This is a genomic window from Desulfofalx alkaliphila DSM 12257, from assembly GCF_000711975.1.
Taxonomy (GTDB): domain Bacteria; phylum Bacillota; class Desulfotomaculia; order Desulfotomaculales; family Desulfohalotomaculaceae; genus Desulfofalx; species Desulfofalx alkaliphila.
The window spans coordinates 26,196-49,636 of record NZ_JONT01000010.1 but is presented as its reverse complement, the minus strand read 5'-3'; the positions used below and the strand labels follow the sequence as shown (position 1 = coordinate 49,636).

21 protein-coding genes are annotated in these 23,441 nt (G+C 47.0%); 5 read left to right on the top strand and 16 right to left on the bottom strand.

The annotated features are described in order from the left end of the window. Window positions 1-101: 101 nt before the first annotated feature. The 4 genes from BR02_RS14765 to BR02_RS0106930 all read left to right on the top strand — a co-directional run bounded on the left by BR02_RS14765 (window position 102) and on the right by BR02_RS0106930 (window position 5,011). Window positions 102-965, top strand: a complete 864-nt coding sequence (locus tag BR02_RS14765; RefSeq protein WP_051688179.1) for a hypothetical protein — start codon at window positions 102-104, stop codon at window positions 963-965. A 134-nt stretch (window positions 966-1,099) separates the two neighbouring features. Beyond that, entirely contained in the window at window positions 1,100-2,341 is a 1,242-nt protein-coding gene (locus BR02_RS14760; protein ID WP_051688178.1) for a hypothetical protein, read from the top strand. A 144-nt stretch (window positions 2,342-2,485) separates the two neighbouring features. After that, the gene (locus tag BR02_RS0106935; RefSeq protein WP_169738584.1) at window positions 2,486-3,859 is read left to right on the top strand and encodes a tetratricopeptide repeat-containing glycosyltransferase family 2 protein; all 1,374 of its coding nucleotides are present in this window, start codon (window positions 2,486-2,488) and stop codon (window positions 3,857-3,859) included. Beyond that, window positions 3,860-5,011 (top strand): glycosyltransferase family 2 protein, encoded by a 1,152-nt coding sequence (locus tag BR02_RS0106930; protein ID WP_031515552.1) that lies wholly within the window; start codon window positions 3,860-3,862, stop codon window positions 5,009-5,011. It abuts the gene before it with no gap. A gap of 59 nt (window positions 5,012-5,070) precedes the next feature. Here BR02_RS0106930 and BR02_RS0106925 read toward each other — a convergent pair whose 3' ends face one another. The 16 genes from BR02_RS0106925 to pcrA all read right to left on the bottom strand — a co-directional run bounded on the left by BR02_RS0106925 (window position 5,071) and on the right by pcrA (window position 22,985). Then, window positions 5,071-6,021 (bottom strand): hypothetical protein, encoded by a 951-nt coding sequence (locus tag BR02_RS0106925; RefSeq protein ID WP_031515549.1) that lies wholly within the window; start codon window positions 6,019-6,021, stop codon window positions 5,071-5,073. A gap of 163 nt (window positions 6,022-6,184) precedes the next feature. After that, entirely contained in the window at window positions 6,185-7,189 is a 1,005-nt protein-coding gene (locus BR02_RS0106920; RefSeq protein ID WP_031515547.1) for an isocitrate/isopropylmalate dehydrogenase family protein, read from the bottom strand. A 63-nt stretch (window positions 7,190-7,252) separates the two neighbouring features. Continuing rightward, window positions 7,253-7,753 (bottom strand): 3-isopropylmalate dehydratase small subunit, encoded by a 501-nt coding sequence (locus BR02_RS0106915; protein WP_031515545.1) that lies wholly within the window; start codon window positions 7,751-7,753, stop codon window positions 7,253-7,255. After that, a complete protein-coding gene (locus BR02_RS0106910; protein WP_207640993.1) occupies window positions 7,754-9,019 on the bottom strand; it encodes a 3-isopropylmalate dehydratase large subunit in 1,266 nt (421 codons plus the stop codon). A gap of 1 nt (window position 9,020) precedes the next feature. Continuing rightward, on the bottom strand, window positions 9,021-10,181 hold the full coding sequence (nifV, locus tag BR02_RS0106905; protein ID WP_031515541.1) for a homocitrate synthase: 1,161 nt from the start codon (window positions 10,179-10,181) through the stop codon (window positions 9,021-9,023). 299 nt (window positions 10,182-10,480) lie between these two features. Beyond that, complete coding sequence (locus BR02_RS15410) at window positions 10,481-10,642, bottom strand: hypothetical protein (RefSeq protein ID WP_157834938.1); 162 nt, start codon at window positions 10,640-10,642, stop codon at window positions 10,481-10,483. A gap of 32 nt (window positions 10,643-10,674) precedes the next feature. After that, window positions 10,675-12,666, bottom strand: a complete 1,992-nt coding sequence (locus tag BR02_RS0106895) for a sodium/solute symporter (RefSeq protein WP_031515539.1) — start codon at window positions 12,664-12,666, stop codon at window positions 10,675-10,677. Further along, window positions 12,575-12,964, bottom strand: a complete 390-nt coding sequence (locus tag BR02_RS0106890) for a DUF485 domain-containing protein (protein WP_051688176.1) — start codon at window positions 12,962-12,964, stop codon at window positions 12,575-12,577. Before BR02_RS0106890 ends, BR02_RS0106895 begins: the two co-directional genes overlap by 92 nt. 239 nt (window positions 12,965-13,203) lie before the next feature. Further along, window positions 13,204-14,061 (bottom strand): hypothetical protein, encoded by an 858-nt coding sequence (locus BR02_RS0106885; RefSeq protein WP_031515535.1) that lies wholly within the window; start codon window positions 14,059-14,061, stop codon window positions 13,204-13,206. A 22-nt stretch (window positions 14,062-14,083) separates the two neighbouring features. Further along, window positions 14,084-15,523: an Asp-tRNA(Asn)/Glu-tRNA(Gln) amidotransferase subunit GatB gene (gene gatB, locus BR02_RS0106880; protein WP_031515533.1), complete on the bottom strand. Its 1,440-nt coding sequence runs from the start codon at window positions 15,521-15,523 to the stop codon at window positions 14,084-14,086. Window positions 15,524-15,537: 14 nt separating this feature from the next. Then, on the bottom strand, window positions 15,538-16,995 hold the full coding sequence (gene gatA / locus BR02_RS0106875) for an Asp-tRNA(Asn)/Glu-tRNA(Gln) amidotransferase subunit GatA (protein ID WP_031515531.1): 1,458 nt from the start codon (window positions 16,993-16,995) through the stop codon (window positions 15,538-15,540). 28 nt (window positions 16,996-17,023) lie between these two features. Continuing rightward, the gene (gatC, locus tag BR02_RS0106870) at window positions 17,024-17,305 is read right to left on the bottom strand and encodes an Asp-tRNA(Asn)/Glu-tRNA(Gln) amidotransferase subunit GatC (protein WP_031515529.1); all 282 of its coding nucleotides are present in this window, start codon (window positions 17,303-17,305) and stop codon (window positions 17,024-17,026) included. Between the two features lie 136 nt (window positions 17,306-17,441). Then, the gene (locus BR02_RS0106865) at window positions 17,442-17,651 is read right to left on the bottom strand and encodes a hypothetical protein (RefSeq protein ID WP_031515527.1); all 210 of its coding nucleotides are present in this window, start codon (window positions 17,649-17,651) and stop codon (window positions 17,442-17,444) included. 168 nt (window positions 17,652-17,819) lie between these two features. Beyond that, the gene (gene ligA, locus BR02_RS0106860) at window positions 17,820-19,820 is read right to left on the bottom strand and encodes an NAD-dependent DNA ligase LigA (protein ID WP_031515525.1); all 2,001 of its coding nucleotides are present in this window, start codon (window positions 19,818-19,820) and stop codon (window positions 17,820-17,822) included. A 39-nt stretch (window positions 19,821-19,859) separates the two neighbouring features. After that, window positions 19,860-20,741, bottom strand: coding sequence for a lipid II flippase Amj family protein (locus BR02_RS0106855; RefSeq protein WP_031515523.1), 882 nt, complete (start codon window positions 20,739-20,741; stop codon window positions 19,860-19,862). A gap of 87 nt (window positions 20,742-20,828) precedes the next feature. Continuing rightward, the gene (gene pcrA / locus BR02_RS0106850; RefSeq protein ID WP_031515521.1) at window positions 20,829-22,985 is read right to left on the bottom strand and encodes a DNA helicase PcrA; all 2,157 of its coding nucleotides are present in this window, start codon (window positions 22,983-22,985) and stop codon (window positions 20,829-20,831) included. A 180-nt stretch (window positions 22,986-23,165) separates the two neighbouring features. Here pcrA and BR02_RS0106845 point away from each other — a divergent pair, with 180 nt between their 5' ends. Beyond that, a complete protein-coding gene (locus tag BR02_RS0106845) occupies window positions 23,166-23,366 on the top strand; it encodes a hypothetical protein (protein ID WP_031515519.1) in 201 nt (66 codons plus the stop codon). Window positions 23,367-23,441: the final 75 nt, after the last annotated feature.

Sequence of the window (23,441 nt, the reverse complement as noted above, 5' to 3'; positions counted from 1 at the left end):
AATTGCCGTGGTTAAAAATTACTTAATTGTCTTTTACTGTAACGTTGCAGGCCAATAAACCATATAATTAAGAATAATTAACAAAATAAGGGGGTTTTGTCATGGAATATAGGGATAAAATGGATAAAGAAACTTACTATAATATTCATAAGGAACTCAATATATTAAAAAAGACCAGCAAGTACCTAGACTCAATTTTAGATGAGCGCTTTCACTGCGGACTGCCGGAATTAAAAAAACGTATTCGCGAAACTGACAAAAAACTTTGCTATATTTTGAGCAAAAAATCTAAGTACGGCCTGTATGAGATTTACAAGGAAATTAAATTAATTGAAATTAAAATGAAAAAAGAGCTGGCTAAAATTCGCTGCCTGCTTACAAACAAAGAATTCGGTTTAAAAGAAATTAAGGAAGAAGTGCGCAAAATTGAAGACGCCGTTCTCAGCCCTACCTTTGGCCTATCTGAAATAAAGCAGGAAGTGCGTAAAATTGAAGACCTGGTGACCAGCCGCAAGGTGGGTTTAAGTGAAATTAAGCGGGAAATTAAGCTAATTGAAGACCTGATCACCAGCCCCACCGTAGGCCTAACAGAAATCAAAAACGAAGTCCAGGGCATAGAGGATATTATCTTTTGTCCCAAAGTCGGCTTAACTGAAATCAAACGAGAGGTGCGCAAAATTGAAGACCTTGTTTTCAGTCCCACCGTTGGCCTTTCTGAAATAAAGCGGGAAGTGCGCAACATAGAAGATAAACTTTCCGACAAAAGGTTTGGACTAAAGGAAATAAAAAGAGAAGTTTTTGATATTGAATTAAAACTAGACAGCCCGGAGTTTGGCCTCAAGGAAATTAAAAAGGAGCTCCGAGAAATAGAGTGTAAATTAGACTTTTTAATTAGACATTTGATTAAAAAAGATCCGAAAAAAGATTGCAGAAAACCCCATAAGCCGGATTACTGCGGATGCTAATTGTCAGCCCACATGGCTGTTGAACCTAAGGCTCAACCCATGTGGGTTTTTTGTTTTTTTAAATCTTATACGCAACAATTTTAAGCAACCCCCATAATATATCTTAAATTAGCATCAAGGAGGAGGATAAATTAATGATATTTGATAATAAATGTGATCCGGGCGGCGACCATTGCCGCCACCACTTGGACACTCTTAAAAGGGTAACAAAATGTTTAGATCGGGTGCTGGACGACAAACATAAGTGTGGGCTGCCTGCCATAAAAAAAGACTTGGATATCATAGAGAAAAAACTTAACTACATCCTCAGTAAAAAATCACGCTATGGTTTATACAGTATAAAAAATGAGATTAACACCTTGGCCAAGCGGGTGAAAGAATTTCTAGGCAAAATTGATAAAATAGACAGATGCGTTACCCACAACGCCCTAACCCTAAAAGGAATGAAGCGGGATATTAAAAAAGTCGATGAGGCAGTGCATAACCCCGATTACGGCCTGAAAGAAATTAAAAGTGAAGTTCGTGAAATAGAAAAAAAACTGGATAGCCCAACCATGGGGCTGCACGAAATTAAAAAAGAAGTTATGGACATCGAAGACCTTGTAAGCAGTCCGAAAGTAGGCCTGTGTGAAATTAAGCGGGAAGTGGCAATTATTGAAGACATCGTCTCTGAAATTGAAAAGATTATTACCAGCCCCCATGTGGGTTTAAGTGAAATTAAAGAAGAGGTGGCCAACATCGAAGATGCAGTCACCGACCCAGATTTCGGATTAAGTGAAATTAAAAGAGAAGTGGCTGCCATTGAAGATGCAATCACCGACCCAGATTTCGGATTAAGCGAAATTAAAAGAGAAGTGGCTGCCATTGAAGATGCAATCACCGACCCAGATTTCGGCTTAAGCGAAATTAAAAGAGAAGTGGCTGCCATTGAAGACGCAATCACCGACCCAGATTTCGGATTAAGCGAAATTAAAAGAGAAATTAGGGATATTGAACAGCGCTTAGGAATTACCCAATACCTAACCACCGGGCCATTTTTAAAGGACAGCTCCGAACAGACGCTGCACCTAAAAGCCTTGAACTATTCTGCTGTAACCCAAAGTGTTACCTTTGTACTCCACGATCTTAGGCAATGTCCTATTACCGAAACAGCCACCACCATACCTTTTTTAAATATTACCCCCTGTTGTGCACTTTTTACTGAAATAGGCATCGGCACCGATGAAAGCAACCTGGAAGTTAGGGCAGAACTGAGCACCACCTTTGGTTTATTTGTTTATGGCGCCACAAAAACCGGTGAACCGGGAGCTGAGGGTGACAAAAGAACAGAGATTTTTCATTCCCAATGGGCACCCCTGGCCACCTTTTGCGGCTAGTGTAGCCCAGCCGGACAGCAAAATAAACTTCGCTGGTCGGCTTTTTTGTTTCATTAAAAATACCGGTGCACACTGACCCTTTATCCACATATATTGCATATAAGGCAAGAAGGCAAAGGAGTGTGCACCTTGATATCCCTATGCATGATAGTTAAAGATGAAGGAAAGTTCTTAGGCAGGTGCCTGGAAAGTGTGCGGGATTGTGTGGACGAGATTATCATTGTTGACACCGGGTCTAAGGATAACACCGTTTCCATAGCCAAAAAGTTTGGGGCTAAAGTGTATCACTATAAATGGAATGACAACTTTTCCGCTGCCAGGAATTTTAGCCTTACTAAAGCCACCGGACAGTGGATTTTGTATCTGGATGCAGATGAAGAATTGGAAGCAAACTGCGGTAAAGATCTAAGAAAATTATGCCAAAACAACCGGTATGAGGGCTATTTTTTTCAGATTAATAACCTAACAGATAACCAAGATACAATTAGGCACATTAATGTGCGGATGTTTAAAAATAATCCCCTCTACCGTTTTACAGGGGCCCTTCACGAACAAATTATAGATGCCATTATAGAGAACAGCGGTAAGAAAGTACCCCTAGCAAATTCCGGTATAAACATTTTCCATTATGGCTACCTGCAAACAGTTTTTCAAGAGAAAGATAAGGCCGTGCGAAATTATCGTATTAATAAAAAAATGGTGGAGCAGTATGCCAGCGACCCCTACTATTTATATACACTGGGCAATGCCTGTGTCAGTTTAGATAATTTTAGCGAAGCAGCGGAGCATTATTCCAGAGCCATCCAGTTGGTTAATCCCAAAGCCCATTATGCACCCAGCCTTTTTAACGCCTATAGCTCCTGCCTATTAAAGCTGGGCCGGCTTGACCAAGCCCTGTCTGTAATTAAAGGCTGCAAAACACTGTACCCAGATTACACCGATATTTATTTTTTAGAGGGAAACCTCCACAGCCAAATGGGAAATAACCATCAGGCCTGCCATTGTTTTGAACAATGCCTTCAACTGGGGGAACAGTGCAGGGGTAAATATACCACCCGCACCGGCGTAGGCAGTCACCTGCCCCTTTTAAAATTAGCCAATATATATGCATCCACAGGGGAAATAGAAAAGTCTGTAATATATCAGCTTTTAGCAGCCCAGTTAAAGGAAGGACAAGGGCCAGATTACCCTTTATCAACAATTAGGTCTCTGGCAAATGACCAACTGCTGCGGTTGGCGGTAAAAATATCTTTAAGAGAGATGAAAAAAGGAAAAATCAAGGCTGAATATTATTTGGTGCTGGGCAAATATTTTTATCTGCACGGTGATTTAGACACCTGCCAGCAGATGATTCATAAAGCGTTAAGGCTAAATGACAATATTCCCTGGGCCAGGCAATTACTGCAGGATATCTACCGCCAAGAGGCAGCGGCAGTAATAAAGGATGCTTTAAAGGCCTACCCCCACAGCCCTGAAATAAACAAGTACAAAGACTTGCTAAAAAAAGGGGGAAAGTAAATGCCTGATACCATTAGCCTTTGTATCATTGCCAAAAACGAAGAACACCAAATTGCCCGTTGCATCAACAGTGCCAAAAAATATGTGGATCAAATTGTGGTTGTTGACACCGGGTCTGAGGATAACACTGTAAAAATAGCCCGGGACTTAGGGGCAGAGGTATATCAAATTCAATGGCAGCATGACTTTAGTCAGGCCAGAAACTACTCCATACAGCGGGCAACAAAGGACTGGATATTGTTTTTAGACTGTGATGAAGAACTGGATGAAAAAACAGCCCCCCTGCTAAGACAAGTTGTACAGCAAAAAAATTATCAAGGTTATTGGCTATACTTTATTAACATCATAAAGGGCCGGCCCAGCAGCAGTTTTTTATCCTTTCGCCTGTTTAGAAATAATCCCAACTACCGTTTTGAAAGCCCCATTCATGAGCAGGTACTGCCTTCCATAGTCAAGCATTGCTCCCCGGACTGTATCGGTCAAGCCGATATCACCGTTTATCACTACGGTTATGAGCAGCAAGAGGTGGACAGCAAAAATAAAATTAACCGCAACATCACCCTGCTGAAGAAGGCAAAGCAAGAGTACGGCAATGCCCCTTTCATTAACTTTTATCTGGGGGTTGAATATCACAGGTTAGAAAAATATGAGCGGGCCCTGGAATATTACCTTACTGCCCTGCAAAAAAGTTCATTGTCGGAATCATACGCCCCGGCCATGATTAGAAGCATAGTTTTCTGCCTAATTAATCTAAATAATTATCAAGAAGGTCTTAACTTCATAAATAAATACCTGCCCCATTACCCCCAGTATACTGACCTGGTTTACCTCAAGGGCTATTTATACTACCTGGCGGGCAGCTATGAAAGGGCCTTGACTTCTTTAAATAAATGTATGGCCATGGGTCCGCCGCCCAAAAATTATTATTCCATGAGCGGAATAGCCGACGAAAAAGCCCGGCAGTTAATTTACGATATTATGGAAGCAGTTATAAGTCAGGCAGCGGAATTATGTAAACAAGGTTATAGTTCTGAAAGCTTTAGTTTATTAAACCTTGTCTATTTACAACTTAAAAGGACCCCCCATAGACAACTTTATATCCGGCTGATTGAGACGATGTTGTTGCTAAACGGTTCTTTAGATAGAGCCTAAGGGGCGATCCCTGGGCAAAGGGTAAACAAAAAAAAGCGGCGGACAAGGTCCGTCGCCTTTTAACCCACACCGCGCCTGTAGTAGAGGGGCCTTGGCCTGAAGTTATATCCCCACATGGGTATTGGCTCAGCAACCGGTGCTTTGGTTGGGCTTGGGCTGGGCGGCTCAGGGGCAGGGGCCTCAACCGGTTTTACTGCCTCCACCTTGGGCTCCGCTTCTTTTTCCTCATAAATGCTGACACTTTTTTTGCGGCTTTTTACATAGCTGGCCAAACCCACTGTGGCAAGGCCGGCCACCAGCACTCCGCCGCCGGCCAAGAGTATCGTTACCAAGGTGCTTATTGATTTTGTTTTAGTTTTTTCCGGTTCCCGGTATGGCGGTATCGGTTCATAGTTATACTTTGCTTTTTTACTTTCTTCCTCCCCAGCCATCCATTCCCAGTCTTCTCCTTCGTCATCTATGACCAGATCACTTTCCCAATCAACAAGCTTATCGGTTACCAGACCGTCCTCCGATTCATCATATTCATCAATTACTAAATCCTCATGCCACCTTTCCCTATCCTTCTTAGCTTTGTAAGCTGCGCCGGACACCTTTAATAGTTCCTTTTCCAACTCTTTTTCCAGATCTTTTTCCATTTCATCTTCTATTTCCCTTTGCCAACCCCTGGAATATGACTGCTCCGGTTCCGGTTCCTCTTCCGCCATTTCCAAGCCATCTTGCTCACCAATTAGCTGATCCAGCATTTCGGACAGGGTGTCTAACACCTCTGCATCCTCACAGCACAGGTCACTGTCAGTTTGGTCCTCCTCCACCTGATACTGCTCAATATCGTATTCTATATCATCTTCATCCCCATGGCTATTTATTTCCAGATCCTCATTGACCAGTAAGTGCAGGTTTTCTGCCGGATCATCAAAGGTGTCTTCCAAATCCTCTGATATTAACTCCATTACTTCTTGCACTTCTTCTAGGTCTTCCGGCAAAAAATCATGGTTTTTTTTACTCACAGCCATCTCCTCCAAGCTTTGTAATAGAACAACAGACATAAACTGATAATATTTGCTTCTACAGATTATTCTAGAAATGGCTATTAGTGACGATAAATAGCAAAAACAATGGTTTGCAAATAATGGCAAAACCCCCGGTGGATAACCGGGGGTTACTTACAAATTATTTTTTCAGTTTGTCGATAATGGCATCGGCCATGCCACTGGTTGAGGTGGAACCGCCCAAGTCATAGGTGAGCGATACACCTTCTTGCAATACTTCTTCCACCGCCTTTTGTACCCTGGCCGCCGCTTCGGTTTCACCGATATGCTGCAGCATTAACACTCCCGAAAGCAAAATGGCCAAAGGATTAACTTTATTTTGCCCAGCCCGTTTGGGGGCACTGCCGTGCACCGGTTCGAACACTGCACATTCGTCACCGATATTGGCACCGGGAGCAACCCCCAGGCCGCCCACCAAACCGGCACAGATATCAGATAAAATGTCCCCATACAGGTTAGGCATTACCATCACATCGTAATTGTTGGGGGTCTGCACCAATTTCATGCTCATGGCGTCCACAATCATATCTTCAAATTCTATGTCAGGGTATTCTTGGGCCACCCGGCGAACACAGTCTAAAAATAAACCGTCCGTTAATTTTAAAATGTTTGCCTTATGTACAGCGGTTACCTTTTTACGGTTATGCTTTACCGCATAATCAAAGGCAAAGCGGGCAATGCGTTCCGATGCCTCCCTGGTGATAATTTTAATACTCTCGGCAGCATCCCTGCCCACCCTATGTTCAACTCCGGCATAAAGGTCTTCGGTATTTTCCCTGACCACCACCAGGTCAATATCTGAGTAGCGGGTTACTACCCCCGGCAGCGACCGGGCCGGGCGAAGGTTGGCGTATAAATTAAGCTCCTTGCGCAGGGCAACATTAACGCTGCGAAAGCCTCCACCCACCGGGGTGGTCAGAGGCCCCTTTAGGGCCACCTTGTTTTTTCTTATGGAATCTAACACATGCTGCGGCAGCGGAGTGCCGTATTTCGGAATGACGGCTGCCCCTGCATCCACCACTTCCCAATTAATTTCTACTCCTGAAGCATCTATCACCCGCCGAGCGGCCTCGGCAATTTCCGGCCCTATGCCATCCCCGGGTATAAGCGTTATATTGTAAGTCAAGGTAAACCCTCCAAATTCAGTCAGTCATTTACACAAATGCTTGTTGGCCTTTCGCAAAAGGTTTTACAAATTAAATCCACCGTGCTTTCTAAAATGGGCAGCCAAGCCGCCGTCGTTTAATATCTTTATCATTACATCGGGCAGGGGCTTGGTCTTAATTTCAATTCCCTTTGTGAGGTTTTTAACCACACCGGCAGAAAGGTCCACTTCCAGTTTGTCGCCGGCATCTATTTGATCGGTATCACATTCCACCAGGGGCAAACCGGTGTTAATTGCATTGCGGTAAAATATGCGGGCAAAGGATTTAGCCAACACCAAGGAAATATCGGCATATTTTATGGCCAGGGGAGCCTGTTCCCGCGAAGAGCCGCAACCAAAGTTATTGCCACCGACAATAAAATCTCCGGCTGTTATTTTTGAATAAAAATGGGGATCCAAATCTTCCATCACATGTTTAGCCAACTCTTTCATATCCAGTGTTTTAAACTTATATTTCCCCGATATAATGTAGTCGGTATTGATGTCATCCATATCAAATTTATGTGCCTTACCAGTCATTTGCATCTACTTCACCTGCTTTATCATTTCTCTGGGATCGGTTATTTCACCGGTGAGGGCAGAGGCCGCCACCGTGGCCGGAGAAGCCAAGTATATCCGTGCATTACTGTTACCCATGCGCCCCTTGAAGTTCCGGTTTGCTGTGGATATTACATTTTCATCGTTGGACGGTACACCGTTGTGGGTGCCGACACAGGGCCCGCAGCCCGGAGTAACCACCGCAGCACCGCTTTCCACCAGTGTCTGGATAATACCTTCCTCCATGGCATCCAGCAAGACCCGCCTGGACGCAGGGGCCACCACCAGTCTAACATCGGGGTTTATTTTCTTCCCTTTTAATATGGATGCGGCAATGCGCAAATCCTCCAACCTTCCGTTGGTGCATGTACCGATAACCGCCTGGTGAATAGGGGTGCCCACCAAATTGCCGATATCTGTTACATTATCCACCCGGTGGGGCATGGCAATTTGCGGTTCCAAATTGGAAACATCGTACTCCTTTACCTCCGCATAAAAGGCATCTTCATCGGCTGCAACCGGATTAAACCGCTCCTCGGTATACCTGCTCAGCCAGAGCAAGGTCTTTTCATCGGCTTCCATCAATCCGGCCTTGGCACCCATTTCAACGGCCATGTTAGCCATTGTCATGCGGCCTTCCACCGAAAGGGCCGACACCGCCTCACCGGTGAACTCCGCCGCCATATAGGTTGCACCGTCGGCGGTCACATCTCCGATAAGATATAAAATTAGATCCTTGGCATATACCCCCGGCGGCAGTTCCCCGTGGCATACAAATTTAATCGTTTCCGGCACCTTAAACCACAGTTTGCCGGCAATCATGCCACCGGCTAAATCCGTTGAACCGACACCGGTGGCAAAGGCATTGAGGGCCCCATAGGTACAGGTATGGGAATCGGCGCCGATTACCAACTTGCCCGGGCCCACCTTACCGCTTTCAGGTATCAGCTGGTGACATACTCCCTCACCGATATCGTAAATTTTAATATTCTTTTCTTTGCAAAAAAGGCGCATTAATTGGTGTAAAGCAGAAACCCCCTCATTGGGACTGGGTGAGCTGTGGTCAATAACCAAGGCCACCTTGTCGGTGTCAAAAACATCCCTTCCGCCCATGTCATTAAAGGCTCTAATGGCAAGGGGTGAGGTGCCGTCCTGTCCCATTATGAAATCCAATTGAGCCACTACAATATCCCCTGCATGGGCCACTTGCCCACTGTGACTTGACAGTATTTTTTCAATGATTGTTTGTCCCAAATTAATCCCTCTTTCCGTGATGTCCATGTCCGTGTGGATAACCAAAATAGTCTTCGTATATATACATTAACTCTTTATCAAAAAGTGTTCGTTTTAAAGCGACGGCAGCAGACCGGATTTTAGGCAGTAACTCTTCGGCCTGGTGTTGGGTTAACACAATGCCGTATTCAGCAAATTTGGCCCTTAAGGATGCAGTGCCGGAGTGTTTACCCACCACTATCTGCCGCTCAAGACCGACTTCCTCCGGCTGGAAGGCCTCATAGGTTTTTGGATTTTTCAAAGCCCCGTCGGCATGAATGCCTGACTCATGGGCAAACATATTAGAACCCACAATGGCCTTCCAGGCCGGCAGTTCCCTACCGGAAGCCCGGGATACGTATTCTGCCACTTCAACAAAAAGCCCCGTTTTAAATCCAAGGTCAATATCATAGAGGTGCTTTAATGCCATAACCACTTCTTCTAAGGCTGCGTTACCGGCCCGCTCACCAAGGCCCAATACCGTGACACCAACATAGTTGGCGCCGGCCCTCACCCCGGCCAGGGCATTGGCGGTGGCCATGCCGAAGTCGTTGTGGGTGTGCATTTCAATTTCAATGTCCACTGCGTCTCTAATTCTGGATATATATTCATAGGTGGTAAAGGGATCTAAAATACCCACCGTATCACAGTAACGCAGTCTATCGGCACCGGCAGCCTTAACCTCCTTGGCATATTTAATTAAAAAATCAATGTCACTGCGGGAGGCGTCCTCTGCGTTGGCAGAAACATAGAGGCCCTTTTGCTTGGCAAAGTCTATTGCCCTGGTCATATTCTCAATGACCCACTCCCTGGACTTACCTAACTTGTATTTTATGTGTATATCAGAAGTGGAAATTGAAATGGCCACCGCATCCACACCACAGGCAATGGAGGCTTCAATGTCCCTAATTACCGGACGGTTCCACCCCATAATGCTGGCCCTCAATCCTGCATTACAGATAGACCGAATGGCTTCCTGCTCATCCCCCTCCATAATAGGGATACCGGCTTCAATTTGATCTACGCCTAACTCATCTAAAAATTTTGCAATACGAACTTTTTCCCGGTTGGCAAATACTACACCAGCGGTTTGCTCACCATCCCGGAGGGTCGTGTCTACTATGCTAATTTTTCTTTTCTCCATCTGTACAAATCCCTCCTAAAATCAAAAACTAACTAAACCACAAATACATATTAACAAATTACTTGGTTAAAATAAAGGAAATGGGCTGTTTTATACTGTATACATTGATATTTGTTCCTATGGAACCGTTTATTAAAATTATGCTTTAATATTTGCACATATCTTTTTCTAGCTACGGCTTAGAACTGTGCAAGCTTTTGTAAGGTCGCCGCTGTTCAACTGTGCAATATATTGGTCAGTTTTGTGTCAAATTTCCGTCTCAAATATATTTTTGAAAATAATTAAACCCCGTTGGTTTTTCACCAACGGGGCCAGAAAATTGCATATAGGGCCGCAATACCCAGAACGATTCCCAAACCTACCTGGGTATTTAAACCCAGCAGTTTTATAGAGGCGGCAACTGCACCCAATAAAACCAGGTAGCCGGCATATACAAGAATACTTTTTCTACCCTTAAACACTCACCCCACCTACCTTACTTTGCCCATACAGCTTAACCTGTTTTTGACGGACGTTGCTCTTCTTTAATATACTCATCGTTAAATCCCAATTCTTCAGGGGCATGCAGTACCAGCATTTTATTGCTTACGTCGGCCGGTATCCTTTTATCCAATAGGGACACCACCACTATCACGGTCAAGGCAAAGGGAACTGCCCAAATGGCCGGCTGTTCTGCCAGGGTGCGGAATACGGGGTTCACTGCATACCATTCAGCCAAAGCGGGCAATATCTTTTTATCTGCCAGCATGGTGGATACAATGGCTGCCAAGGCAACGGTTCCTCCCAGCAGCATACCCAGGCTGGCTCCCAGGGCAGTGGTGCGCCGCCACCACACACTGACAATGAGCATTGGAAAGTATGATGCAGCAGCGATGGCAAAGGCCCAGCCCACCATCATGTTGATATCAAAACTTTCCACCAGGGTGCCCAGCAGCATAGCCACAGTGCCGGCACCGACTGCAGCCAGGCGAAAAGCCATTATTCTCTGCCAGGGGGTGGCCTTGGGCCTTAACATGCTGCCGTAAACGTCGTGGGCCAGTGCCCCGGTGAGGGAAACCAATAAGCCGGAAAAGGTGGTCATAAAGCCGGCAAAGGCCCCGGCAGCAGTGAAACCGGCAAGCAGAGACCCCAGGTGGGGCACCATCTCATTGAGCATCAAGGGCAGCACCAGCACCACCGAATCGGTGGAGTAAGACCCCGCAGACACCGCATAAAGTTCCGGCGAATATAGGCGTCCCAGGGCCCCAAACATGGGCGGGAATATATAAAAGGAACCCAGCAGCACCATCACCCAGAGGGCTGTTCTTTTGGCACTTTTGCCGTCGGGGTTGGTATAAAACCTCACCAGCACATGGGGCAGCCCCGCAGTGCCGCACAAAATAGCTATAATCAAGGAATAGGTGTACAGCATCGGATGACCGTATTTTGACGTAAAGGGGCCAAAGGGTTTAAGCCAACTCTCATCGGTCGGGGCATGGGGAACCACCTGGCCCTCGGGGTAAAGCACCGTCACCCGTTCTTCATCCCCCAATGGATTTACCGTTAATTTTATTCCTTCAACCCCCGGCGGAGGGCTAACGGTAAATTTAGTGCCGGGCTCAAAGCGCATTGTTTCTGAGCCGACCATTGCAGCATCTGCTGTCCCATGGGATCCATCGGCCTTCAGCACCTCAGACAGATAAAAAACACCTTGCCGGTCGCCCACCGGGCCGCCGCTTACGGTGGCACCGTTTATAAAATATGCCGTTGTGTTTTCATAAAAAACAATGCTGTCCTCTCCCCGGTAATGAACCTGTTGATCGCTGAGAAAAACGGGACGGTGCTTGCCGCCGTCTCCTCCTGATTCAATCATGGCCATGTTGGTGCCGTATCCGCCCACAAAATAAAATATTATTACCACCGGGACAGAAATGGCCACCAATTTAACCCAGTACTGAAAGGCCTGCACAAAGGTAATGCCCTTCATACCTCCCAGAGCCACGTTAAAGGTTACCACCGCACCAACCAGCACCACCCCAACCCAATAAGGGGTATGCAGGATGTTTACCAGGGCCACCCCTGCCCCCTTCATCTGGGGCATGGTGTAAAAAAAGCCTATGGCCAGCACAAAAAGCACCGCCACCTTGCGAAAAAGCGGGCTGTTGAAACGCCCCTCGGCGAAATCCGGTATGGTATAGGCGGCAAATCTTCTCAGGGGACTGGCAATAAAAAACAGTAAAAAAAGGTAACCGGTGGCGTAGAGCACAGGATACCATAAAACATCATAACCAAACTTCATCACCATCCCGGCAATACCCATAAAAGAAGCCGCACTGAGGTATTCGCCGGAGATGGCTGCCGAATTCATCGGTACACTTACTGAACGCGATGCAACATAGACATCGGAAGCACTTTTAACACTTTTCTGAACGTACATCCCCAGCATAACGGTACCCACCGTCAGTGCTGTTACAAATACCAACGGAATCCATGCTACCTCCGTCAACTGCCACACCACCTTCTCTATATTCTCTTGCCAACTGCTCTTCCATGGCAATGGACTTAGTTACATAAATCCAGGCAACTGCCCAGGTAAGGGGGTAAAACAACAATCCGAGAAAAAGCCAATTAAGGGGAAAACCAAACACACGGTAATTGACAATATCCGGATAGAAGTAACAAAGCAGCGGCGTTCCCAGCAGCACCACCACAAAAACCGAAAACAGGCCTAAGCTCAATTTAAGTTGAGCTGACATTAATTTGTTTAGCAGCTTTTCCTTTTCCACTTCTGTTAGGTTATGCAATTTAGGTCCTCCTTTTTTCCTTGTCATACCAAGTATAATGGCGGGACCGCCCCAAGTCAGCAAAAGCCCGGTGAAATGAAAAAAAATGCAGCTCAAGGCTGCATTTTAGCAATAAGCTGCATTATTGTTTTTTAAGGGCTTCCGCCCAACAGCAATATTTTCGGCCTGAGCTGCCTTAAGCCAAATTTAAAATAAAAGGCCTTCCCTGAACGGTTGTATGGCCAATTAAGCGGCAGTTGTCAATCCAAGATGGCCTTTACCCGCATGGGGGTATTATCCCAGACCTCCTGTCCGAAATCCCTTAGCAGTCTTTTCTTTACCAGGTCCTTTTGTTCCCTTGTCAGCTCCGGGTACCTGTCACGCCTGCCCAACTTTACCACCTTTTGTTTGCTACTCCTTTTGGGCAGCTCCTGACTGGACCGCTTAGGAAAGGTTAATTCCTCATTTATTTTACCGTCCAAATCAAAATACACGTAAAAGAGCCGCAGAGCCCTGAGATAAACAACCCTCTTATCCTGCTGGGCATAAGTCAGTTCTGCCACCACAGCCTTTTTTCCGGCCAAATCATTGAAGACCCGCCCATCATGCATGGCAGTGAGGGCCAATCTCTTTATCTTATTATCAGTGACCAGATAGAGGCGCAGTTTTACTCTGACATTATTGCCGTTATTATTAGTCATGGTAATGCCGGCTGTGTGTTCATCAATGACACCGTCCCTGCCAAGAACACTGTTTTCTCCGGCCCTGCTAATAACGGTGATATCGGTATCAGAAAGGATGACCACATGTCCCTCTCGCACATCAAAGAGCACATCGCCAATAAGGGGTACCACCACCCCCTCCTCTACCCTTCGTTTGTTAATATTAACAAAGCCCACCAAGACCAGTATCTCCAGCACCCCGTCACATTCATCACAGTTAGCCGCCGGGGCACCACAGTTTTCACAGGCCTCAACTTCATCAAAGACAAAATCCACTAACCTAAATACCTTCGAATATGCTTTTCCGTCATTGGATACCTGAAGCACCTTAATGTTTAAATCTTTCCACTCACCCATTAATATGTTATAAAAAACATCCTTGGAAGCTGTGATCATGCCTTCCTCCAAATTATACTAGCTACTGTAATTTTTCCTTGAGCAGTTTATTTACCAATTCGGGATTGGCCTTCCCCTTGGTGGCCTTCATGGTCTGGCCCACCAAAAAGCCCATTGCCTTTGTTTTACCACTGCGGTAGTCTGCCACCGACTTAGGGTTATTGGCCAGCACTTCATCAATAATGCGGGATATTTCGCCCTCATCTGTTATCTGTACCAAACCCTTTTCTTCTACTATCTTAACCGGATCCTTGCCCGTTTTCACCATCTCTTCCAGTACGGTTTTAGCAATCTTGCCGCTAATTGTTCCCTTGTCGATTAGTTTAAGCAAATCCGCCAATTGCACCGGCGACACAGAGCTGTCGCTAATTTCTAAATTGTTCTCATTCATTAGGCGGGAAAAATCCCCCATTATCCAGTTGCTCACCGTCTTGGCCTGGGGATAATGTTCCAGCACCTCTTCAAAATAGTCCGATGTTTCCTTGGTAAGGGTCAACACTTCAGCATCATAGGCAGGCAGGCCATACCGGTCAACATACCTTGCCTTACGGGCATCGGGCAGTTCAGGTAAACCGGCCTTTATTTCCTCAACCCACTTTTCCTCCAGTACTATCGGCGGCAAATCAGGCTCCGGAAAACACCGGTAGTCCTGGGACTGTAACTTTTCACGCATGGAAAGGGTTACCCCCTTATCCTCATCCCAGGTGCGTGTTTCCGAAACAACTTCTCCGCCGTCTTCCACCACATCTATTTGCCGCTCTATCTCATATTCCAGCGCCCGCTGCAGGGCTCTAAAGGAGTTCATGTTTTTAATTTCCGTTTTAGTGTTAAATTCATCGGAACCCCTTGGCCGGATAGATATGTTGGCATCACAGCGGAGCGAACCTTCTTCCATTTTACAGTCAGATATGCCGGTATATTGAATAATGGCCTTTAGCTTTTCCAGATAAGCCCTGGCCTCCTCCGGTGTGCGGATATCCGGCTCGGATACAATTTCAATCAAGGGCACGGCAGCCCGGTTGTAGTCCACAAGGGAGTAAGGCGAGCTAATAATGGTGCCCTGGTGCACCAGCTTACCCGCATCCTCTTCCATATGCAGGTGGTGAATACCTATCCTTTTTGAGCTGCCGTTTACTTCAATATCCAAATAGCCCTTGCTGGCTATCGGCAAGTAATTCTGCGAGGTCTGCCAGTTTTTTGGCACATCGGGGTAAAAATAGTTTTTGCGATCGAATGTTGAATAGCGGTTGATCCGGCAATTCAAGGCCAAACCCGCCTTAACGGCATACTCCACCACCCTTTTATTTAAGACCGGCATGGTGCCGGGCATACCGAGACATATGGGACAAACATGGGTGTTGGGGTCACCGCCAAATTCCGTGGAGGAATTACAAAATAACTTAGTATTGGTTTTCAATTCAACGTGCACTTCTAAACCTATAACAGCTTCCCATTGAGCCACTGCACATACCTCCCTTATAGAGCCGCACGCTTACGGTGGAAATCGGTATTTTGTTCAAAGGTATAGGCAGCCCGCAGTAATGTATCTTCACTGAAGTGCTTACCTATCAATTGCAGTCCCACCGGCAGTCCGCCTATAAAACCACCGGGGATTGATACTGCAGGAAGACCCGCCAAGTTTACCGGCAGTGTATATTTATGCTGCAAACACATTTCCATGGGGTGGCCGGTTTTTTCGCCGAACTTAAAGGCAGGGGTGGGGGTTACCGGCGACAATAAAACATCATACTTATCCAAGGCTTTCTGGAAATCTTGGATTATCAGCGTCCGAACCTTTAGGGCCTTCAAATAATGGGTGTCATAATTGCCGGCAGAAAGGGCATAGGTGCCAAGAAGGGTTGCCCCTTTCACCGCATCCCCAAGGGCCTCACTGCGACTTTTTATAAACATTTCCAAAATATCCTCTGCATTGGCTTGGCGGTAGCCGAAGGCCACACCGTCGTAGCGGGCTAAGTTGGAACTGGCCTCTGCAGAGGCAATTATTTGATATGCAGACAAGGCATAGCGGCTATGGGGTAGGCTGGTTTCCTCCACCACCGCACCTTCATTGGAAAAGGTAATAATGGCCTCCTCTATCACCCTCCGCATCTCCGGGGCCAGCCCCTCATCCATATACTCCTTAGGCACACCGATTTTTAATCCCCGGATGTCCCTCTGCAGGAATTTTGTATAATCGGCCTGCTGACCCTTGGCCGAGGTGGAATCTAAAGGATCATAGCCGCAGATTGCATTCATCATTAAAGCACAGTCGGTAACGTCTTTGGTTATGGGGCCAACTTGGTCTAAGGAAGAAGCATAGGCCACCAGACCATACCTGGACACCGCACCGTAGGTGGGTTTTAAACCGACCACCCCGCATAGGGCAGCGGGCTGCCTAATTGAGCCGCCGGTGTCAGAACCCAGGGCCGCTATGCACTGGTCTGCTGCCACCGCAGCTGCGGAGCCACCGCTGGAGCCGCCGGGCACCCGCTCCAAATCCCAGGGGTTATATGTAGCCTGAAATGCTGAATTTTCAGTGGATGAACCAATGGCAAACTCATCCAGGTTGGTTTTGCCAACCGTCACCGCGCCAATGGCATTGAGTTTTTCCATCACAGTGGCATTGTATGGGGGCACAAAGTTCTCCAACATCTTTGAAGCACAGGTAGTGGGCACATCTTTTGTACAAATGTTATCTTTAACGGCAATGGGTATGCCGGCCAGGGGGGATACCTTTTCGCCGGCTGCCATGCGCCTGTCTACCTGCCGCGCCCTTTCTATGGCCTCTTCTTTGGTTAAGGTGATATAGGCTTTTACCTTATTTTCCACTTGATCAATACGTTCAAATACCGCCTTTGTTATTTCCTCAGCACTGACTTCCCTCTTCACCAACAATTCATGCAGTTGATGGACTGTCATGGCATGTAAAGACATAAAAAATCCCCTCCTCATCGGTAGTAAATTAAATTATCTTGGGTACCTTAATGAAGTTCCCTTCCGACTCAGGGGCATTGGCCAGCACCTTTTCATTGGCAAGGTGTTCGCCCACCACATCTTCCCTAAACACGTTATTAATCGGCAGTACATAGACAGTGGGCTGCACTTCATCAGTATCCGGTTCCTGCAGCACTTTGGCCTCTTCCAGTATATCATTCAGCTGTTTGGTGTACAGTTCCTTTTCCTCTTCCTTTAGCTCTAACCTGCTCATTAAAGCCATCTGCTCCAATTCTTTATTGCCAATCAAGCCTAACACCTTCCTTCCGAATACAAAGACTAAGCCTGTCAAGGCTTAGAAACTGCAAACATTATATCAAAGATTTTCTTTTATGTGCAAGTTATGACAATTAAAGCAGATAACCCCCTAAACGGGGGTTATATTGCTAGTTTTCTTTGCTGTTCTTGATTTCGTCCACTGCTTCTGAAATCATTTCCACCGATAGGCCACCGTGGAAGCGGGGCTCTCCGTCAATTACAATCAGCGGCGGGTGGAATCTGCCCATCAGTTTCTTAACTTCAGGATATGGCGACAGGTCATCTTTCATCAAGTCCACAAAGCCCACCGATATTCCTTCGCCATATTTGGTTTGCATTTGTGAAGCAAATTCTTCAAATTCTTCCCTTGCACTCCTGTCGGAACCGCAACCGGCTCCCGGTCTTGGGCCTCAACCGCCGGTAAAGGTGGGTATGTCGCCGCCAAAAACCATTATTGATACATGTTTACTAATTTTAAACGCCTCCTTTATGATTTAAAAATAAGTTTAGTTTACCAGTTTCTTAAATTTTTCTTCAGTTAAAATTTCTATGCCCAAGCTTTGGGCCTTTTCATATTTTGACCCCGGATTCTCACCCACAACCACAAAGTCGGTTTTTTTGCTGACACTGGAAGTAACTTTGCCGCCCCGGGCCTCGATGGCAGCTTTAGCCTGCCGGCGGGTAAAATCGGCCAGCGTTCCCGTTAATACAAAGGTTTTTCCTGCCAGGCTCTCATCGGACGTCTTTGAAGTTTCTTCATGGGCGGTGTTAACTCCTGCAAAAATTAATTTATTTAGCAACTTTATGTTGTTTTCTTGGGCAAACCATTTGACAATACTTTCAGCCATTTTGGGCCCCACCTCATAAACCGCCAGCAATTCTTCCTCGGTGGCCCGGGCCAACCCATCCAGGCTACCAAAGTGCTCTGCCAGCTTTTTGGCGGCGGTTTGTCCCACATGGCGAATTCCCAGGGCAAAAATCAGCCGGCTTAAGGGGCGCTCCTTGCTGTCTTCTATGGCATTCAATAAATTCTGTGCGGATTTTTCACCAAAACGCTCCAACTCAATTAAATCCTCAAATTTGAGGCTATACAGATCTGCCGCATCGGAAATTAAACCTTCCCGCAGCAATTGGGTAACCACTGCCGGCCCAAGGCCTTCAATATCCATTGCCCCCCGGGATACAAAGTGAAAGATGCCTTCCCTGTTTCTGGCAGGGCATTGGGTGTTGGGGCAGCGGTGGGCCACTTCCCCCGCCGCTCTCACAAGCTGGGTGCCGCACTCGGGGCAATGGTCCGGATAGATGAATTCTCTCTCCTGGCCCCTTCTTTTATCCACCAATACTTCCACAATTTCCGGAATAACATCCCCGGCCTTATGCACCACCACCGTGTCGCCAATTCTGATATCCTTCTTTTTAATAATATCTTCATTATGCAGCACCGCCCTGCTCACGGTGCTGCCCGCCACCGCAACCGGTGTAAGAAAGGCAGTGGGGGTGAGCACACCGGTGCGACCCACGGTAAGTTTAATATCCTCCACCCGGGTTATGGCCTTTTCTGCCGGAAACTTATAGGCAATGGCCCAACGGGGGCTTTTGGCAGTGAAACCCAAGGCCTCTTGTTGCTCTATTGAGTTTACCTTAATGACCAAACCGTCTATGGCATAGGGCAGATCAAAACGCCTTTGCTGCCAGCTATTGACATACTCTATCACCTTGGATATGTGGTCGAAAACCTGCACCTCAGGATTGGTGCGGAAGCCCAGTTCCTTTAACCACTGTAAACCGGCGTAATGATTAGGCAGCGCCTGGCCCTCCACATGGCCGATGGCATAGATAAAGGTGCTTATCCGGCGCTGGGCAGTGATGCCGGGATCCAATTGGCGCAGGCTTCCCGCAGCTGCGTTGCGGGGGTTGGCAAAGAGGGGTTCACCCCTTTCCTCCCGCCGGGCGTTCAAGTCGGCAAAGGCATCCTTGGGCATATAGGCTTCGCCCCGCACCTCCAGCCTGTCCACCGGCCGGCGCAAGCGCAAGGGAATACTGCCCACCGTTTTTAAATTTTGGGTAATATCTTCCCCCATTTCACCGTTTCCCCTGGTGGCCCCGCGCACAAAAATACCCTTTTCATAAACCAAAGATATGGCCAGGCCGTCTATTTTCAGTTCCACCACATACTCCACCGATTGACCGGCCAGGGCAGCACGCACCCGGCGATCAAAATCCCGCAGTTCACCTTCATCAAAGGAGTTGCCTAAACTGAGCATGGGCGCCAGGTGCCTAACGGGCTTAAAGCCCTCCTGCACCTGTCCGCCCACCCTTTGGGACGGGGAATCCGGTGTCACCAATTGGGGATATTCCTTTTCCAACTGCAGCAAGCGTTTCATCAATTGGTCATACTGGCTGTCATCAATCACCGGGTCATCTAAAACATAGTACCGGTAATCATGTTCTTCAATCTCCCGGCGCAGACTGTCAAGCTCTGCCCGGGCCTTTTCAATACTGGACATAACAAACGCTCCCGATATTAAATTTCTAATTCCACAATTCTAAAAGGGCGGGTGGGCAATGAACATGGCTACATACTGAATGAGCAGTGCCGCCGGAACAAAAATAGCCTGGGCCAGCACTGTGCCCCCCAACCTGGTCAGGGCCAGGTAAAAAGACATTTGCTTAACGTCATATTCGTCCCTTTCACCGCGCAAGGCCTGGTCGGTAATCATTGCCGCGGTGGGGTCCACCACCATTACAAACATCAGGGTAGCAAATCCGTTAACCACCCCGGACAGCACCACCGAAGTGGCCCTGAACTCCGGAAACAAGGCACCGGCATACATGGCTGACAGCACACTGGTGGTAAAGATGGCATTGGCAAAAAAATTCATCCACAAAAAGGTCTTAGGCAGATTAGCCTTCTTTGCCCTTGCCCGCCGGACCATATCTTTACCGGGCAATTCAAAGGAGCGCAGTAAACTAATAATTCGCCGGGGGCTAAACAGTAGCATCAGCAGCATTTTGGGCACCGATTTTATTTCATCAAAAAGCATTATTCCACGCACAAATACCCTCACAAAGGTAGGAATGAATATAATTCCCACCAGGGTTCCCGCCGTGGCAGCCAAAATAACCAGCCGGATGTCCTGGTTAAGGGCCGCCAATTCCTGTTGGTAAAGGGCGGTGTTCACTATCCCTGAAATATCCACACCGGGGCTGGCTGCCGATGCCCGCTGAATACCGTGCTCAACAATGGAAGACAGCAAAGGTGCCAACACCATGTTGGCGGTGCTGGCAAATAAAAAAATCACATTAAAAAGCGAGTAGGCAATGGCCAAGCGCTTGGTATGCACCCCAGCCGGCCGCACAGAATAAATCAAGGTATTTATCAAATGGATTAATGCAGTAAGTATCGCTGCCAAGATTAATCGAGTCATCCCATACCCCCAGTAACATTATTCCCCCGTCAGGGCAGCAGCAGACCTTAGCCGGCGGTTAATTGGCCAGGAAGGCGTACTGAGCCTTTACTTTGTTACCTTTTCTAAAGGAGCGTATTGGGCAATTAAGGTTTTGATGCCCTGTTCAGGAAAAGCCACCTTAATTTCGGCATCCTTCCCTTCACCCTTTACAGCCACCACAACACCTTCACCCCACTTGCGGTGCACCACATTGTCACCTAAAAGAAAGGTGCCTACTTCCTTTGAAGCGCCGGCCGGTGAAGTCCTGATGCTGTTATTGCTACCGGATTGGTGCAGCACATCCCGGCTGATCAGTTCATCGGGTATTTCCTCAATAAACCTGGAAGGCAGGTTGTTTTGGGTGCGCCCGTACAGAGTACGGCTCCAGCAGTAGGTGAGATATAAGAGCCGCCGGGCCCGGGTAATGCCCACATAACAAATTCGCCGTTCCTCCTCCATTTCCTCCGGCTCATCCAAGGAGCGCAGGTGGGGGAATATACCTTCCTCCATGCCGGTTAAAAACACCACCGGAAACTCCAAGCCCTTGGCCATGTGCAGGGACATCAAAGAAACGGCATTGGCATCCCCCTGGTAGCTGTCTAAATCGGTAACCAGTGAAATATTGGCCAAAAAATCTTCCAGGGACCCTTCTTCATTATTAAGGTCATACTCTTTGGTCACAGTGTAGAACTCCTGCAGGTTTTCTATTCTGGTACGGGACTCCACCGTATCTTCCTTTTTTAGCTCGTTTAGGTAGCCGCTCCGCTCCAGCACCTGCTCCACCAAGTCAGTTACGCTTAAATAGCCTTCTTGCTCCTTCAATTGCCCAAACATATCAGCCAGCTCTGCCGCCGCAGCCCGTACTTTAGCAGTTAAGCCCGGTATCACAGCGGCATTGGCCAAGGCATCCACCAAGCCAACCTTATTTTCCGCTGCCCAATTCTGCATCTTGGCAACAGAGGCAGGGCCAATGCCCCGCTTGGGCACATTAATTATTCTTTGAAAGGCCACCGCATCCCGGGGGTTAACCAGCAGGCGTAAATAGGCCAGCAAATCTTTGATTTCTTTTCGGTCATAGAACTTTAGCCCCCCCACAATATTGTAGGGAATATTGGCTGTCATCAGTCTTTCCTCAATGGCCCTTGATTGGGCATGGGTGCGATATAGCACGGCAAAATCACTGTAGCGGTAACCCTCTTCACTCACCAGGCGGCGGATAGTGCGGCTGAGATAGTAACCCTCATCGCGCTCATCTTGACAGTATTTAAATACTATGGGCTCGCCTTCGCCCAAGGCTGTCCACAGTTTTAATTTTTTACTGCTGGCATTGTGGGCAATCACTGCGTTGGCTGCCTCCAGTATTGTTTGGGTGCTGCGGTAGTTTTGCTCTAACTTTATAACCCTCGCCTCTTTATAATCCCGCTCAAAGTTCAGTATGTTTTCTATATCCGCACCCCGCCAGCGGTAAATTGACTGGTTGGGATCCCCCACCACACAAAGGTTTCGGTGGCGCTGGGCCAACATATTTACCAGCACATATTGCACCTGGTTGGTATCTTGATATTCATCCACCAATATGTACTTAAAGCGGTCCTGGTAGTAGGTGAGCACATGGCTGTGCTGCTCAAAGAGCTTCACAGTGAGTAAAAGCAGGTCATCAAAATCCACAGCGTTGTTTATCAGCAAGTTTTGTTGATATAATTGGTAAACCCTGGCCACCGTTTGGGTGTAAAAGTCCTCTGCCTGCTCTAGATAGCGGTCGGCCTCCATCAGTTTGTTTTTAGCGGCAGATATGGCAGCGGAAATTGACCGGGCTGAAAAACGCTTATCGTCTATGTTTAGTTCCTTTAAACACTCTTTTATTACCGTTTGCTGGTCTGCATCATCATAGATAACAAAGTTTCTGTCATAACCAAGCGCTTGAATTTCCCGGCGCAATATGCGCAAACAGGCGGAGTGAAAGGTACTCACCCACAGTTCCCTGGCTTGGCTTGCAGAAACCATTTGTTCCACCCTATCTCTCATTTCCCGTGCAGCCTTATTGGTAAAAGTAATGGCCAAGATGTTCCAGGGGGCAACCCCCTCTTTTAAGAGATAAGCTATCCGGTGAGTCAGCACCCTGGTTTTGCCGCTGCCTGCACCGGCCAGTACTAAAACAGGCCCTTCAGTTTGCTGAACAGCCTGTCGTTGTGCCTCATTTAAGTTTTCTAATATATGCTCCATTTTTAACCTCCAACACCTTACACTGCTGTGTATTATAACATAAAACCGGCCCTTGATTAACAAAGATATGGAAGCAAAATAATTTATCAGTATATTTTGACTAGTCTAGAAATAAGGTCCGGGCTTACCAAATCTAACAGGCTTTGCTATAATAATCTAAAAGCCATAGGGGGTATATCAATGCCAAGGTACAGTTTATGGACCCACTTCCCGGAAGATGGACAAGAAAAGGTAATCAAGTCTAGGCAAATTGATTACAACGCCGTACCTCGTATAGGTGAAAAGGTGGTAATTGAAAGCGAAGTCTTTGCAGTCACAGACGTCATCCATGAGACCGATGAAAATAGAATAGTTATTAAATTAAAGTTTACCACCTGGTAAGAAAAGGGGTTAGACAAACCGGCCAGGGCGGCCGATTAATAAAGTGTTTAAGGGAGAGCCAATGGGGCTCTCCCT